Origin of the sequence: Comamonas testosteroni ATCC 11996, from assembly GCF_000241525.1 — a bacterium.
Taxonomy (GTDB): domain Bacteria; phylum Pseudomonadota; class Gammaproteobacteria; order Burkholderiales; family Burkholderiaceae_C; genus Comamonas; species Comamonas testosteroni.
Genome location: NZ_AHIL01000033.1, coordinates 63,211 through 78,737, shown reverse-complemented (window position 1 = coordinate 78,737; position 15,527 = coordinate 63,211). Strand labels below are relative to the sequence as shown.

The 15,527-nt window shown below is 61.4% G+C and carries 13 protein-coding genes; 9 read left to right on the top strand and 4 right to left on the bottom strand.

The annotated features are described in order from the left end of the window. The 5 genes from CTATCC11996_RS15020 to CTATCC11996_RS15000 all read left to right on the top strand — a co-directional run bounded on the left by CTATCC11996_RS15020 (nucleotide 1) and on the right by CTATCC11996_RS15000 (nucleotide 6,918). Nucleotides 1-402: a TIGR02444 family protein gene (locus tag CTATCC11996_RS15020; protein WP_157999247.1), complete on the top strand. Its 402-nt coding sequence runs from the start codon at nucleotides 1-3 to the stop codon at nucleotides 400-402. Between the two features lie 178 nt (nucleotides 403-580). Next, complete coding sequence (locus CTATCC11996_RS15015) at nucleotides 581-1,561, top strand: LysR family transcriptional regulator (protein ID WP_003077640.1); 981 nt, start codon at nucleotides 581-583, stop codon at nucleotides 1,559-1,561. Nucleotides 1,562-2,353: 792 nt separating this feature from the next. Continuing rightward, the gene (locus CTATCC11996_RS15010; RefSeq protein ID WP_034349259.1) at nucleotides 2,354-3,265 is read left to right on the top strand and encodes an SDR family NAD(P)-dependent oxidoreductase; all 912 of its coding nucleotides are present in this window, start codon (nucleotides 2,354-2,356) and stop codon (nucleotides 3,263-3,265) included. Nucleotides 3,266-3,582: 317 nt separating this feature from the next. Then, nucleotides 3,583-5,109: a glutamate--cysteine ligase gene (gene gshA / locus CTATCC11996_RS15005; RefSeq protein WP_003077636.1), complete on the top strand. Its 1,527-nt coding sequence runs from the start codon at nucleotides 3,583-3,585 to the stop codon at nucleotides 5,107-5,109. Between the two features lie 156 nt (nucleotides 5,110-5,265). Next, entirely contained in the window at nucleotides 5,266-6,918 is a 1,653-nt protein-coding gene (locus CTATCC11996_RS15000) for a methyl-accepting chemotaxis protein (protein WP_034349254.1), read from the top strand. Nucleotides 6,919-6,953: 35 nt separating this feature from the next. Here the strand turns inward: CTATCC11996_RS15000 and CTATCC11996_RS14995 are convergent, their stop codons facing one another. Further along, entirely contained in the window at nucleotides 6,954-7,172 is a 219-nt protein-coding gene (locus tag CTATCC11996_RS14995) for an oxidoreductase-like domain-containing protein (RefSeq protein ID WP_003077632.1), read from the bottom strand. Then, nucleotides 7,169-7,393 (bottom strand): hypothetical protein, encoded by a 225-nt coding sequence (locus CTATCC11996_RS14990; RefSeq protein WP_003063898.1) that lies wholly within the window; start codon nucleotides 7,391-7,393, stop codon nucleotides 7,169-7,171. The genes CTATCC11996_RS14995 and CTATCC11996_RS14990 overlap by 4 nt, the downstream gene beginning before the upstream one ends. Before the next feature lie 123 nt (nucleotides 7,394-7,516). Between CTATCC11996_RS14990 and ylqF the strand changes: the two genes are divergently transcribed. Beyond that, complete coding sequence (gene ylqF, locus CTATCC11996_RS14985; protein WP_003077630.1) at nucleotides 7,517-8,464, top strand: ribosome biogenesis GTPase YlqF; 948 nt, start codon at nucleotides 7,517-7,519, stop codon at nucleotides 8,462-8,464. A gap of 159 nt (nucleotides 8,465-8,623) precedes the next feature. After that, nucleotides 8,624-10,909 carry a GGDEF domain-containing phosphodiesterase gene (locus tag CTATCC11996_RS14980; protein ID WP_003077628.1) on the top strand — a complete coding sequence of 762 codons (2,286 nt, stop codon included), beginning with the start codon at nucleotides 8,624-8,626 and terminating at the stop codon, nucleotides 10,907-10,909. 65 nt (nucleotides 10,910-10,974) lie between these two features. Here CTATCC11996_RS14980 and CTATCC11996_RS14975 read toward each other — a convergent pair whose 3' ends face one another. Continuing rightward, nucleotides 10,975-12,171, bottom strand: coding sequence for a M20 aminoacylase family protein (locus CTATCC11996_RS14975; RefSeq protein WP_003077626.1), 1,197 nt, complete (start codon nucleotides 12,169-12,171; stop codon nucleotides 10,975-10,977). A gap of 338 nt (nucleotides 12,172-12,509) precedes the next feature. Between CTATCC11996_RS14975 and CTATCC11996_RS14970 the strand changes: the two genes are divergently transcribed. Next, complete coding sequence (locus tag CTATCC11996_RS14970) at nucleotides 12,510-13,529, top strand: DHH family phosphoesterase (protein ID WP_003063891.1); 1,020 nt, start codon at nucleotides 12,510-12,512, stop codon at nucleotides 13,527-13,529. 54 nt (nucleotides 13,530-13,583) lie between these two features. On the opposite strand, the gene CTATCC11996_RS14965 is transcribed toward CTATCC11996_RS14970, so the two are convergent. Next, nucleotides 13,584-14,354, bottom strand: coding sequence for a pseudouridine synthase (locus CTATCC11996_RS14965; RefSeq protein ID WP_003077624.1), 771 nt, complete (start codon nucleotides 14,352-14,354; stop codon nucleotides 13,584-13,586). Between the two features lie 203 nt (nucleotides 14,355-14,557). Here CTATCC11996_RS14965 and rarD point away from each other — a divergent pair, with 203 nt between their 5' ends. Then, complete coding sequence (gene rarD / locus CTATCC11996_RS14960) at nucleotides 14,558-15,448, top strand: EamA family transporter RarD (RefSeq protein WP_003077622.1); 891 nt, start codon at nucleotides 14,558-14,560, stop codon at nucleotides 15,446-15,448. Nucleotides 15,449-15,527 lie beyond the last annotated feature (79 nt).

Sequence of the window (15,527 nt, the reverse complement as noted above, 5' to 3'; positions counted from 1 at the left end):
ATGACCCCGGAACAGGCCTGGAAGGAAATCGGTGAGCGCTATGCGGTTCCCGGTCGTGCGGCTGAGCTGCTGCAGCAGCAGAACGAGCGCGGGGTGGATGTGGTCCTGGAGCTTTTCTGCGAATGTGCGCAGGCTCGTGGATTCCGGCTCGATGCCCGGGTCAGGCAAGAGGCTGATGATTGCGTGCGCGATTGGCGTGCGCAGGTGGTGCAGCCACTGCGTCAGGTTCGCCATGCGCTGAAGCCCATGATGGAGCGGGTGAGCGATGCTGCGCAACTCAGAGCCCAGATTCAAGCGTCCGAGCTGCAAGCCGAACGCGTGCAAGTGGGGATGCTTTGCGAGTGGCTCGATAAATACCTGGCTCGATCTGCTGCGGCGAGTGCCGCTGGCTGCAAGATCTGAAGCTCCCCTTGAGAACGTTAGGGTAGAGCGCAGCATCCTGGCCTCCTGCTTAGGAAAACCGACCCGACGAAGCCCTTTCGTCACGGGGATGAGTTAATGCTGGCAGAAGGTGAAGCTTTGTAAAACTATCGAGGGCTTATATATTCATTGCTGATTCATATGATTTGGCGATAAATATATGTCGATTACCCTACGTCAGCTGGAAGTGTTTGTCGCGGTTTCTGAGGAGGGGAGTCTCACCAGGGCCGGTGAATCGCTGGGCTTGCCGCAGTCCAGCATCAGCACGCAACTCAAGGAACTGGAGGGGTTGCTCGGCCTCAAGCTCTTTGATCGTCACACGCGCATGCTGCGTCTGACCGAGGGCGGCATGCAGATACTGCCGCTGGCGCGCAAAACACTGGCAGATCTGGCGGCCATGCTCGACGGCTCAGCGCAGCTCAAGACGCTGGAGAGGGGGCGGGTTTCGATTGCGGCTTCTTCCATGCAGGCGGCTCTGGTGCTTCCCCGAATGGTCAAGTTCTTCAGCGAGATGCATCCGGGCATCAAGATTGAGCTGCTCGATGTTACCCAGGACGATGTCATCCAGATGGTCAAAGGCGGTGCTGTGGATTTTGGCGTGGGTACGGCCTTTGGTGACCATGGAGATCTGTCTATGAAAACACTGTGGTCAGAACCTTTTTTTGCCGTGATGCCGCATGACCATGCTTTGGCGAAAAAAAGAAGCGTGACCTGGAAGGAGTTGCAAAAACACCCCTTGATAGGATCTCGCAAGGGAAATCCAGTGAGAACGGCGCTGGAGTTTTCCCTGGCGAGTGAAGGCGTTTCGCTGAAATACGTGCATGAAGTTGCACTGCCGTTGACCATTGTCGGTATGGTTGCAGGGGGACTGGGTGTGGGCGTTCTGACGGGCTCTACACGCCGCCTTTCGGAGTCGATGGGATTGGTGCTTAAGCCTATTTCCCAACCTCGACTGGAGCGAGAAGTTGTGCTGGTGCTTCATGCCGCGCGTTCACTGTCTCCTGCCGCAAAGAAGTTCAGTGACGCATTGGTGAGTTGGACGAGTCTTAAAAGATCGCGCTATAACGAAGATGACAATGATGGTCATTGGTTCTGCAATGTTTGCTATCAATTTGGATGCGCACTAAACCATCAGATGTGATTCAGGCCAGAGTTTTCTCCATGGTTTTCAGGGCCCTGCTGATTGCGCACGTTCTTGCCCAATAGAACAGGTACTTTCATCTTCAAGGTGTTGAGTGTGGGTTCAACTGATCAATGCAATGCAACGACTGAGGCACGAAGCAAGGGCGGTGGATTCACGACACTGAAGTTCAGAAAATACTCGTGTGGTATCGCTGAAAAGCTGGCGATAGCTTGCACGAGACCGGCAAGCAGTTTGGCTGAGCACACCTCCGTTCACTCCATCCTGAGTGGACCGTCCATCTGCGAAACACCGCTCGCGCTTGGCGCAGTCTCTGGCCGAGAGAGAATCAACCGGCTGACACTGCGGACAGCGAATCGGGAGGTTGGCACCATCAAATTCTTGACAGCGAACCACCTGAAAGGCATCAACTTGAAAAAGATTCGCGAATGTGGCTTTTTGTAGGTGATTGCTTTGATTGACTCTGGATGGTGTTTACGACTTTAGTTCGACAGGGCTGCGCAAGTGATGCTCTGGAAGGTGCATGGATGCTCGGTCTGTGTTTACGACTTTAATGACCCAGAACATCGCCTGTGGATGGTTGACTTGCTATTTAAAAAATAGCGTTTAGAGAATGTATGCATTGAAACTTGAATGCTTTTAATATTGAAAGTAAGTAATAGATTGAGGTAATTGCTTCCATATTAATAGCATTCTCCTGACTTACCCGCAGGCAGTCGCAAACGCTACGCTGCGCTGCAGCATGGGCGCTTAAAGTGGCTGCATCAATGCACAAGCAAGGAGCAGGACATCATGGCAATGGATTTTCAAGGTCGTGTGGCCATCGTGACGGGAGCGGGCGGTGGTCTGGGGCGTCTGCATGCGCTGGCCCTGGCCAGGCGCGGCGCCAAGGTGGTGGTCAACGATCTGGGCGGCGCGGTGGACGGCTCGGGCGGCTCGGCCACGGCGGCGCAACAGGTAGTGGATGAAATCCGTGCGGCGGGCGGCGAGGCGATTGCCAACGCGGCCTCCGTGACCGACTTCGAAGCCGTGCAGGCCATGGTCAAGCAGGCCATCACCGCCTGGGGGCGCGTGGACATTCTGGTCAACAACGCCGGCATTCTGCGCGACAAGAGCTTTGCCAAGATGGACATGGCGGACTTTCGCCTGGTCGTCGACGTGCACCTGATGGGCGCGGCCAATTGCTGCAAGGCGGTCTGGCCCTATATGCAGGAGCAGAACTATGGCCGCATCGTGATGACGACTTCGTCGACAGGCCTCTATGGCAATTTCGGCCAGGCCAACTATGGCGCGGCAAAGCTGGCCCAGGTGGGCCTGATGCAGACGCTGGCCATCGAAGGGGCCAAACACAATATCCGGGTCAACGCGCTGGCCCCCACGGCGGCCACGCGCATGACGGCGGGATTGCTGCCCGAGCCGGTGCTGGAAGCCCTGAAGCCGGAGGCCGTGGTGCCTGCCATGCTGGTGCTGGCGCACGAGAGCGCGCCTACGCGCACCATTGTCTGCGCCGGTGCCGGCGGTTTCGAGGCGGCGCACATTACCATGACCGAAGGCATTTATCTGGGCATGGGCGAGGCCGTCCCTGAGGAGTTGGCCGCGCGCCTGGCCGAGGTCACTGCCAGCGAGGGCCAGCAGGTGCCGGCCAGCGGCGCCGTCCAGGGACAGGTGGAAGTGGGCAAGGCCATGAAGGCGCATGGACATTGATCAAGGCCAAAGTCGCCGCATTTTTTGCCCTGTACGAGCGGCAAGAGCGGCTGGCGGTTGCGATTAGCACAGCTGAAAAAAGCCCTCTCGCGAGGGCTTTTTCTGTTTTGGAGTGAGCATGTGCTCATGTTTGGGTTGCTGTTAACCTGACAAATTTCTGGAAGATGCCCTGGCTCTTAGCTGCTCAACAGGCCGAAAAACGTGGTTAAGCGGCCAGCCGCCATCGCGTTGCGTCTTGTTTCTCTATCATTCGCCGTCTGGGCGCGATTGGGCAGACGAAGTTTGTCGTCAGCGTCTTCACTAAGAAGGTAAGAACAATGAAGACATCGCAGGCCGCCGTGAATATGCCCACCGCCGAGAGGCTGCTGGGCATTCGTCGCGGCATCGAGAAAGAGGGACTGCGGGCATTGGCTACAGGCTCGCTGGCCCTGACTCCGCACCCGGCGGAACTGGGTTCGGCTCTCACGCACCCGCACATCACCACCGATTACAGCGAGTCCCAGCTGGAACTCATCACCGGCGCACGCCTGGGTGTCGAGGAGTGCCTGGACGAGCTGACTGAAGTCCATCAGTTCGTGCTGCGCAACCTCAGCGAAAGCGGCGAGCTGATGTGGAACTCCAGCATGCCCTGCCGCCTGCCTACGGATGAGACGATTCCGCTGGGCCGCTATGGCAGTTCGCACTCGGGCCGTTCCAAGAGTGTGTACCGCATGGGTCTGGGCCACCGCTATGGCCGCCGCATGCAGACCATCTCGGGGATTCATTACAACTGGTCGCTGCCCGGAGTGAGCAGCGACCAGTACTTTGCGCTGATCCGTAACTTCCGCCGCAACGCCTTTGTGCTGCTGTATCTGTATGGCGCCTCTCCCGCGCTGTGTCCCTGCTTTGTGGAAGGGCGCGAGCATCGCCTGCAACCGCTGGGCGACGGCAGGCATGCGCTGTACCTGCCCTATGCCACATCGCTGCGCATGGGGCGCCTGGGCTATCAGAGCGATGCGCAGTCCAGCATCAATGTCAGCTACAACGGACTCGAGGGCTATGCGGACTCGCTGCATGAGGCGCTGACCCGTCCTTACCCGGCCTACGAGCAACTGGGCGTGAGAAACCCCGGTGGCGACTACAACCAGCTGGGCACGGGCCTGCTGCAGATCGAGAACGAGTTCTACGGCACCATCCGCCCCAAGCGCACCGTCAAGAGCGGCGAGCGCCCCCTTCACGCGCTGCGCGAGCGCGGCGTGGAATATGTGGAAGTGCGGCTCATGGATATCGATCCCTATGAAACCGTGGGCATTGCCCCGGCCACCATGCGCATGATCGACGTCTTCCTGCTGCACTGCCTGCACAGCGACAGCCCTGATGACACGCCCCAGGAAATTGCCGACCTCAAGCACAACCAGCATCTGGCCGCAGAACAGGGCCGCGAGCCGGGCCTGACGCTGGTGCGCAACGGCCAGCAGGTGCTGCTGACCGACTGGGCGCAGGATGTGCTCGAGCAATGCCGTCCCTATGCCCAGGCTCTGGACGCTGCTCACGGCACAAGCGACTACAGCGCTGCGCTGGATCAGGCCCTGGCCCGAGTGCAGGATGCGCAGTCCACGCCCTCGGCCCATGTGCTCAAGGAGCTCACCGGCGCCTATGACAACCGTTTCATCGACTTCATGACCATGCAGTCCGCTAAGGCGCGCGATGCCTTGCTGGCCATGCCCTGGACGGCCGAGCAGCAGGCGCGCTACGAGCAGATGAGCCAGGAGTCGGTGACCGCGCAGCAAGCCATCGAGGCTGCCGACACCATGACGTTCGAAGAATGGCGCCAGCGCTATATGGACCCGGCCAGTCTGCGCTGATTCTCCGAATTCGATAGCTGAAAGCGCTTGTGGCTTCTGGGCTGCAAGCGCTTTTTCTTTTATGAGCAGGCTGCGATGTCACAGCCTCGTCATCTGTGTTTCATATCGTAACGACGAGCGGGGCACTGCGCTCCGCGCTTGATCGGCGGTGTGCTCATGTTGTTGAAGAAATTCCAGAACCTTTCGGTGGCTCGCAAGATGTGGGCCTTGTTCCTGGGGCTGTTGCTGTGCAATGTGCTGGTGGCGGGCGGCTTGTTCAGCTATTTGCAGAATGTGGAGCAGCGGGTCAGCGCTGCTGTTCAGGCCACGGACAAGCGCATCAATCTTGCGCTGCGCTGGCAGGCACTGACGCTGCAGAGCGTGGAGGCGGCTCTGGCCAGCGTGCTCTCTTCGGAAGAGCATCTGATTGCTCAGCTTTCTCAGAAAGCGCGTGGGCTGATGCAGCAGGCAGGTGGTCTGCAGCAACAGGTGCAGGCCGATGCGCAAAGCGAAGTCGATCGCAGCGGCCTGGCCAGGGTGGAGCAGGAACGCAAGGCAGTGCTCGATATCTACGAGCAGGCCTATCAGGCGCGTGATCTGGGCAAGGCCTGGGAGGCGCAGAAGCTGGTGGACGAACAACTGATCCCCGCTTCCAGGCGCTATGTCCAGGCGCAGGATGCCTTTATCGAGGCCCAGCAGCAGCAGCGCCTGGACGCCGAGCAGCATGGTCGTGAGCAAACCGCCATCGCCAAGCGCATGGCCATGGGCGTGGGCCTGTTCATGGGGCTGTTGGGAGCATTGCTGTCGCTGGCGACGATTCGCTCCATCACCACGCCCCTGAGCGAGGCAGTGCAGCTGGCGCAGACCATTGCGGCGGGCGATCTCAGCTATGCACCGCCGTCGACTGGGCGCAGCGACGAGCTGGGTCGGCTCATGCAGTCGCTGGCGCTGATGACGCGCCAGCTGCGTGGCCTGGTGGGCGAGGTGCAGGGCGGCGTGGAGGCCGTGGCCGCCGCATCCAGCCAGATGGCGCAGGACAACAGCGACCTCTCCGATCGCACAGCCCATGCAGCAGAGCAGCTCAAGGCCACGGTCAGCAGCATAGAAAACATGGTCACCCTGGTCACCCATTCGACCGACAGTGCGCGCCATGCCGACCAGAGCGCGCGCAGCGCCGCCGAGGCTGCGGCCAGCGGCGGCAGCGTGGTGCAGGAGGTGGTTCGCAATATGGAGCACATGGCGCAAAGCAGCCAGCAGGTGGCGGCCATCGTGGGGGTGATTGACGGCATTGCCTTCCAGACCAATATCCTGGCGCTGAATGCAGCCGTGGAAGCGGCGCGGGCAGGCACTCAGGGCCGTGGCTTTGCCGTGGTGGCGGCCGAGGTGCGCGAGCTGGCCCAGCGCAGTGCCGAAGCGGCCAAGCAGATCCGCCAGCTCATGGAGCATTCCACAAAGCAGATGAAGTCGGGACAGACATTGGCGCTGCAGGCCGGCCAGCGCATGGAGCATATCGTGCGCGATGTGCGCACGGTCAGCGGTCTGATCGCGTCGATCACCGAGGCTGCCCAGGCGCAGAACCAGGGTATCGCCCAGATCAGCGAGGCGGTGCAGGCGCTTGACCACATGACCAGCCAAAACGCTGGTCTGGTGGCTGAGTCCAGCGCGGCAGCGCGCGAGCTATTCCATCAGGCGCAAAGGCTGGAGGCCGGGGCGGGGCGCTTCCGTATCAACTATCAAGCGCAGGGTAACGAGATCGCCGATGTCGAGGTAGATGTCATGGAAGAAGTCCATGTGCCTCGCCTGGCTGCGCTGGAAGCCGAAATGGCATGAATACCGAGTAGCGGGTTTCTGGTCTCGGGTCTCAGTCAGGTCTCGGCCAGGCCTTGGGCCGCATCCTCCAGCCAGAAAGCCAGCGCACCGTAATAACCTTCCCAGACGCAGCCGTTGCAGCCGCGCCCGCAGCAACTTGTGGGCTCGGGCGGAGGCTGACGCAGCGTCACCGCCGCGGCTGCGGCGCGCTGCTGCCACAGCGCAATCTGGCTGCGAGCCTGGGTCAGCGGCTGCAGCAGGGCCGCATCGCTCATTTCTTGAAGCGAACCCAGAGAAACTGGGCGATGAAGGCCAGACCCAGCACCAGAGCAAACCAGCCCACGATATGGGACTGGGCAAACAACTGGGCAATGCCGCTTTCAGGCTTGAACACAGGAGCCAGCAAGATGATGATGCCGATCAGTGCAATCGTCAGGCCCTTGATCAGAATTTCGTTGCGGGCTTTGGACTTTTGGGGGGCGGAGGGCAAGGGCATAAGCGAGCTGGCAGGTCAGAAAAGCAGAGGGAGATTATCCTTGCGCGCCTGAATTCACTGACATAAAAGGGTGTTTGTGCCCATTGCGTGCTCGCACCCAGCAAAAAAGAAAGATCTCCGCTTATGGCCATCCAATGGTTTCCCGGTCACATGCATCTGACGCGTCAGGCCATCACGGAGCGCGTCAAGGAAATCGATGTGGTCATCGAGGTTCTGGATGCGCGCTTGCCCGGCTCCAGCGCCAACCCCTTGCTGCAGGAGATGACGGGCCACAAGCCGCGCCTGAAGATACTCAACAAGCAGGACATGGCCGATCCGGTCCAGACCAAGGCCTGGATGGACTGGTACAACGCCCAGAGCGAGACGCGCGCCATTGCGCTGGACGCCTCGGAACCTGCTCCCACCAAGCGCCTGATTGAGCAGTGCAAGCTGCTGGCACCCTCGCGTGGCGGTCTGGCCAAGCCCATGCGCGTGCTGATCTGCGGCGTGCCCAATGTGGGCAAGTCCACGCTGATCAACTCCATGAGCGGCAAGACCCAGGCCAAGACCGGCAATGAGGCCGGAGTGACCAAGCTGGAGCAGCGCATCGTGCTGGCCGATGACTTCTATCTCTGGGACACGCCCGGCATGCTGTGGCCGCGCATCATCGTGGAGAAAAGCGGCTACAACCTGGCGGCCAGCGGCGCCGTGGGACGCAATGCCTACGACGAAGACCTGGTGGCGCTGGAGCTGCTTTTGTATCTGCAAAAACACTATGCCCCGATGCTGGAGGCGCGCTACAAGCTGGGCATTTCGGCTGAAGAAATTGCGGCGCTGCACGATGACGAGTTGCTGACAATGATCGGCAAAAAGCGTGGTGCCGTGATGAGCGGAGGCCGCGTGAACCTGCAAAAGGCGGCCGAGCTGGTGCTGACCGACTTCCGTGATGTGAGCATAGGCCGCATCACGCTGGAGACTCCGGCCGAATTCGAGGCCTGGCTTGCCGAGGGCCAGCAAAAGGATGCGGAGCGCCAGGCCAGGAAGGATGCCCAGACCAAAGCGCGCCGAAGCGCGCGCCGCCGCCAGCCCTGAGCTTGCGACTAACGCCCGGCCCTTGGGCGGCGCAGGCAGGTGGCACTGGGCAGGCGGGCCTTGCGTGCAGATTTTCTGAATCAGACTTGCCTGGGCGATTGAACTAATTGGCAACTGCCCCTAGCATTCATCATTCAGTCTGAATGCCAAAGGGCTTGCATGCAGCGTCATTTCGTCGAGGCCAGATACCGGTTGCCCATGCGCCGCATGGTGTGGCTGGGCTGTCTCTGGATGTGGCTCCTGGGCGCCGCGATGAGTCTGGTCTGGTTGCTGACCCCGGCGATGGACGACTGGGATCTGGCGCTGTCCGGCGGCGTCATGCTGCTTTCGCTGCTGTGCATGGGCCTGGCCAAGGCCAGGCAGTGGGTCTGGGCCGTGTCCTGCTTTGTCTGGGGCAACTGGCTGTTGAGCTTGTTCTGGGTCTGGCACATGGGAGGGCTCTATGGGCCGGGCGTGATGGCATTTCCTGCCTGGTTGGCTGTTGCGCTCTGGGTGCAGGGCACGCGTGCCGCCCTGACGATGCTGGGGCTGTCCTCCATCGTCGTTGCCGCCCTATGGTGGCTGGCTCCTCATATCGGCACGCCGTTGGCGACTCTCTCGGCAGCCGAGCATCTGCTGGCGATGATTCATTTGCTGGGCATGATGATGCTGGTGCTCATCATTTGCTTGCAGGCAAGAGCCAGCCTGGGGCGGCGTGTGCAGAAAAGCCAGGAGATGCTGGCCGCACTGGAGGCCAGCCAGAACGAGTTGCGCAAGTTCTATCGGGCGGTCGAGCAGAACCCCGAGAGCATCGTCATCACCGATCCCGAACTGAAGGTCATCTATGTCAACGAGGCCTTTTTGCTGCGCTCGGGCTATGCGCGTGAGCAGGTGATTGGCCAATCTACCGAGCTGGTGTCCACCATGGGCATGGACCGCAGTCACCGCCAGCGTGCGCTCAAGCAACTGGCCAAGGGAACGCTATGGCGTGGCGAGATGACCAATCGCACGAGCAAGGGTGAGGCCTTGCGGGAGTCGGTGCTGGTGACGCCGATTCGCACGCCTCAGGGAGAGGTCGTCAATTATGTGGAGCTCAAGCGCGATCTCTCCGAGCGCGTTCTGGCCGAGCGACGTATCCACGACCTGGTCTATCTGGACTCGCTCACAGGGCTGCCCAACCGCCATTCGCTGACCTTGCATCTGCGCGAGCTGGCCCTGGTTCGGCAGGATGCCAGCCATGGCTTGCTGCTGCTGGATGTAGATCGATTTTCCGTCTTCAACGATGTGCATGGCATGCAACACAGCGACGAGCTGGTGCAGGCCATGGGGGCCAGACTGGTCGAGGTGCTGCCTGACGATGCCTGGATTGCGCGTATCGCGGCTGCGGAGTTTGCCATCGTCTTCGATAGCCTGCACAAGCATGCCCAGGGCGTGGAGGAGCAGCTGCAGCAGTACGCGCAGACCTTGAAGAAGGCCTTGCAAAAGCCCTTTTCCCTCAACAGCTGGGTGGAAACCGAGTTTGTCAGCTGCTGCATCGGTGGTGCAGTGCTGGAACCGGCCATCAAAGGCGGCAACAGCCATGACGTGCTGCGCTTTGCCAGCGTGGCCTTGCATGAGGCCAAGCTGGGCGGTCCGGGCAGCGTGGTGCTGTTCGAGCCGCGCATGGCCCAGGATGTGTATCGGCGCGTGCGCATTGCCAGGGATCTGTACCACGGCATCTCACAGGGCGAGCTGCGCCTTTATCTGCAGAGCCAGACCGATGCGCGCGGTCGCTGTGTGGGGGCAGAGGCACTGGTGCGCTGGCAGCATCCGGAATGGGGGCTGGTCAGTCCGGGAGAGTTCATCCCGGTGGCCGAGGAGTCCGAACTCATCGTGCGTCTGGGTGACTGGGTGCTGCGTCAGGCTTGTACGCTGCTGGCGAGACCGGCCATGGCAGAGCGCGGACTGCGTCTGTCGGTCAACGTCAGCGCCCAGCAGTTTGCGCATGACGACTTCATGGCCACGCTGGACAAGGTCTTGAGGGAAACCGGTGCCAATTCGCGCCAGCTGACACTGGAGATCACCGAAGGCACCTTGCTACGGGATCTGGATCAGGCGCGGCGGCGCATGCTGGCACTGCGCGGCCTGGGCATAGAGATTTCTCTCGATGACTTCGGGACCGGCTATTCCAGCATGTACAGCCTGCAGCACCTGCCGATTCAGGAGCTCAAGATCGACAGAAGCTTTGTCAGCGGCAGCCATCGTTCCGAAAAAGATGCAGCTCTGGTGGAAGCCATGTTGCTGGTGGCGCGCCGCTTGCAACTGCGCGTGGTGGCCGAAGGCGTGGAGCTGTCCGAGCAGGCGCTGCAGTTGACGCAGTGGAACCCTGATATCGTGCTGCAGGGCATGCTGCTCGGCATGCCCCTGCCGCAGCAGCGTTGGCTGGTCGAGGTATTGGGCGAGCCCGATGCCACCGACAAGATATGAAAAAAGCCCACAACCATTGCTGGTTGAGGGCTTTCAGCTATGAATAGCGTAGTTGTTGGCTGTCGTCAGGCGGCAGGCTGCTCAAAATAGCGACGTGCCAGCAGATCCCAGAACCTCGAGCCGCGACCGATGTTGTCATCGTTGAAGTCGTAGGCCGGATTGTGCAGGCTCACGCCGGGCTGGTCGCCCTTGGCATTGCCAATCCAGCCATAGGCGCCGGGGACGGCCTCCAGCATGAAGCCGAAGTCCTCGGAGGTCATGGCGGGCAGCACATCGTCAAAGGCGTTGTCATCGCCGACCATTTCACGCATCACGGCGGCCATGAACTTGGCTTCGCGGGCGTGGTTGGTGGTGTTGGGGTAGGCGCCGGGGCGCAGCGTGAACTCGGCCGTGCACAGATGTGCGGCTGCCACATGGCTGCTGATGCGTTTGAGGCCTTCGACAAACATCTCGCGCGTCTCCTTCTTCAGGGTACGCACGGTGCCGGCGATGATGGCGTCATCGGGAATGATGTTTTCCACGGTGCCGCTGGTGATCTTGCCCACAGTGAGCACTGCCGAGTCCAGCGGATCGGTGCTGCGCGAGACCAGGGTCTGCAACTGGCTGACGATGGCACAGGCCACGGGAATCGGGTCCAGCGTCGTGTGGGGCATGGCCGCATGGCCGCCCTTGCCGTGGACTCTGATCTGAAAGCGCAGGGTGGAGGCCATGATGGGGCCAACGCGCACCGCCATTTGACCTGCCGGCAGCGATGGCCAGTTGTGCAGCGCAAACACAGCCTCACAGGGGAATTTGTCGAACAGGCCGTCATCCATCATGGCCTTGGCGCCAGCGCCTCCTTCTTCGGCAGGCTGGAAGATCAGGTGGACTGTGCCGTCAAAGTCGGGCTGCTGAGCCAAGGTGGTGGCTGCGCCCAGCAGCATGGTGGTGTGGCCGTCGTGGCCGCAGGCATGCATGCGACCCTTGTTCTGGCTGATGTGCCCGAAGGTGTTGATTTCCGTGACGGGCAGGGCATCCATGTCGGCGCGGATGCCGATGCTGCGGCCGGGGTTGTCCTTGCTTCGGCCCTTGCCGTAGATGCTGGCGACGATGCCAGTCTGGCCCAGGCCACGATGCACGGTCAGACCCAGGGCCGTGAGGTATGCGGCGACCTTGTCGCCGGTGCGGTGCTCTTCGTATTTGAGCTCAGGATTGGCGTGCAGGTCGCGGCGAAAACTGAGCAGCGTACCGAGGTGAGGAGTGATATCGGGTGTAGATCGCATACAGGGGCCGCGGAGCACCCAGTGCTGTAACTGTCGTGGCAGGCAAGCGTTGCGGGCCTGCCGGTGACCGCAGCATTTCAATAGCAAGACCCCCATCATAGGCGTATGCGGAGAGTGGGGGCTTAGGTAGATACCGAAATCAGGGATTTCAGCGCTTGTGCTAACCGAGGAAAAAGCAAGCGGTGACTTACCAGGCGTGAGAGCTCTTGCAGGCGGCCCGATGAGCCCTGCAGGCCGTGTCTTGCAGGGCGAAACACCCGCCACGGCAGCAGTCAGTCGTGAGCCCGCAATGCCCGTGTGTCGCCTCGCTCCGGCGCAAACGGCGAAAATACCAAGTTATGACCGCACAGAACGCCAAAATTTCCCTGTTCCAGCAGTTGCTGGTGCGCCCCGATCGCAACGATCCCAAGCCCCTCATCCTCTACCACGGCCGCCGCTGCCCCGACGGCTTCGGCGCGGCGCTGGCGGCTTGGCTGTTCTATGAAGGTCAGGCCGAGTTTCGCGGTCTGGATCACGGCGAGATCCAGACAGCCGACGACCTGGGCGATCTGGCCGGTCGTGCCGTCTATGTGCTGGACTTTGCCTTCGAGCCCACGTTGATGGCCGAGATCGAGTCGCGCGTGGCCAAGCTCGTGGTGCTGGACCATCACAAGAGCGCAGCCGAGAAACTCAGCGGCTACCAGTGCCAGTGCGGCGTAGTGCATTTCGATATGAGCAAGTCCGGCGCGCGTCTGGCCTGGGAGTTTTTCCAGGCCGACAAGCCTGTGCCCGGTCTGATCCGCTACATCGAGGACCGCGATATCTGGAAATGGGAATTCCCCGAAAGTGCGGCGTTTCTCGCGGCTCTGGACATGGAGCCCGTGCGCAGCTTTGAGCGCTGGGCCGAGATTGCAGCCTTCACGCCCGAGCAGGAAACGGTCTACATGGCCCGTGGGGGTGCCATGGACGAGAAATTCCAGAAGCTTTGCGCCGATATTGCCGACGGCGCCCAGGTGCTGGTCTTCAACGGCAGGCAGGGCCTGATGGTTAACTGCCCGGGCATGTTCCACAGCCAGGTGGGCGATTTGCTGGCGCGCCAGAGTGGCAGCTTTGCCCTGATGTGGCATGCCAATCACAAGGGCACCAAGGTGGGCCTGCGCTCGCGCTCGGAGTTCAATTGCATTCCTCTGGCAGAGAGCTTTGGCGGCGGCGGCCATGCCCAGGCCTGTGGCTTCAAGATGGGCAACGAGCGTCTGGTGGAACTGCTGCAGGGTGAACTCAAGGCCGAGCCCGAAGCGCAATACGAGTTTGCGGCCGCACCGGGCCTGCAGTTCGACGAAGAGGGCAAGTGGATTCGCGCAACGCCAAAGTCGGCGTAATTCAAGAAAATCATAGCTGTCAGCGCTTGAGATACAAGCGCTGACAGCTGTTTCTTATGCTTTGGATTGCCAGCCCGGCAGCGCCAGCAGCTTTTGCCAGTCCCGCGCTTCCTGCAGCTGAGTCAGGCTGGACCAGTCGGCCTCGAAGCGCATGGGCTGCCCGCTCACGGGGTGGGCAATCTCCAGCGCTCTGGCATGAAGCCATAGTCGTTGCTGACCCAGGCGCTCGGCCCACCAGCGGTTCAGCGGTCCCTTGCCGTGGGTGGCGTCACCGATGATGGGGTGGGCCACATGCTTGAGGTGGCGGCGGATCTGGTGTCGGCGGCCTGTAGTGGGCAGGGCTTCGACCAGGCTGATGCGGGTCTCGGGGTGCCGGCCGTCATAGCTTTCGGGCCAGGACAGGCGTGCCAGACAGCGCAGGCGCGTGTGCGCCTCCTGCACCGGGGCATCCTCGGGCGCATCGTCGGGCTTGAGTGGGTGATCTACTTCCACTATTTCGGGCAGCCAGCCGCGCACCAGGGCCCGATATTCCTTGCGGGTTTCATGGGCTGCAAAGCTCGCCGCCAGGGCCTGGGCTGCGTCCTTGTGCAATGCCATGACCAGAACGCCGCAAGTGCCCTTGTCCAGCCGGTGCACGGGCCAGACATGGCGACCCAGCTGGTCGCGCAGCGTCTGCATGACAAAGCGGGTCTCGTGCGCGTCCAGGCCCGTGCGATGCACCAGCCAGCCAGCGGGTTTGTAGACCACAACCATATGCTCATCCTGCCAGAGTATGTGCAAAGGCGGATTGGCAGAAGAGCCGTCGGGCAGGGCGGTATCGGGCATGTGAAAGGCAGACAGAGGAGGGCGAGCCGCACTCTAGCGCACAGCGCAAAGCTTTGCTGACCAGGGCCTGCCTGCTGACAGACCGCTTCGTGGCCGAAAATGGGTGCGGGCCGCTCTACGTCGGCTCATTTTTTTTGGAGTAGCTGCCAGCTCTTGACGGATCAATGTTGGCAGCCATTTGGAGGCTTGATCTTGTGTCTGTGATGTTCAAGGGCGTGGTGGTTTCGGTCCTGGCGTCCGTGCTGTTCGCTTCGCTGTATTACCTCTCGCCTTTTCTTGCCCCGCTCGATGGCGAGCAGATCTTTGGCTGGCGCGTGCTGGTGACGCTGCCCTTTACCACTGCCCTGCTGTTCGCTCTCAAGGAGGTTGCGGCGGTACGCGACTTGCTGGCGAGAGCCCTGGCCCAGCCACGGTTTGGAATGCTGCTGGTGCTGAGCTCGGCGCTGCTGGGCGTGCAGCTATGGATTTTCATGTGGGCACCCATGAACGGGCGTGCGTTGCCGGTGTCGCTGGGCTATTTTCTGCTGCCGCTGGTGATGGTCGTGGCCGGGCGTGTGCTGTTTGCCGAGCGCCTGACGCCCGGCCAGAGCCTGGCTACGCTCTTGGCGGCTGCGGGCGTGGCGCATGAGTTCTGGCAGGCCGGCGGCATGTCCTGGGAGACCTGGGTGGTGGCGCTGGGTTACACGGTGTATTTCTCGCTGCGCCGCTGGCTGCAGACCGATACCCTGGCCGGTCACTGGATCGACATGGCCTTGCTGGTGCCGGTGGCCGTCGGCTTCACGCTGCGCGTGCCCGGCAGTTGGCCGCTGGTGGCGGGCCATCCCTCGCTTTGGGCCCTGCTGCCCTTGCTGGGCATCGTCAGCGCCGTAGCGCTGGCGCTGTACATGATTGCCAGTCGCTGGCTGCCGCTGGGCCTGTTCGGACTGCTGTCCTATGTGGAGCCGGCCCTGCTGGTCGTGGTGGCCTGGCTGCTGGGCGAGAGCATGGAGCCACAGCAGCAACTGAGCTATGCGCTGATCTTTGCCGCCGTGGGTCTGCTGATCGGCGACGGTTTGCGGCATTCATGGCGTGGGCGTTCACACACATCGGACTGAGATGGCTGCAGTTCCAGCCCCAAGTTGGTGCATCAAAGGACAATAATTGAAGTTTTGTTTTGTTTGAAGGAATTGCTCG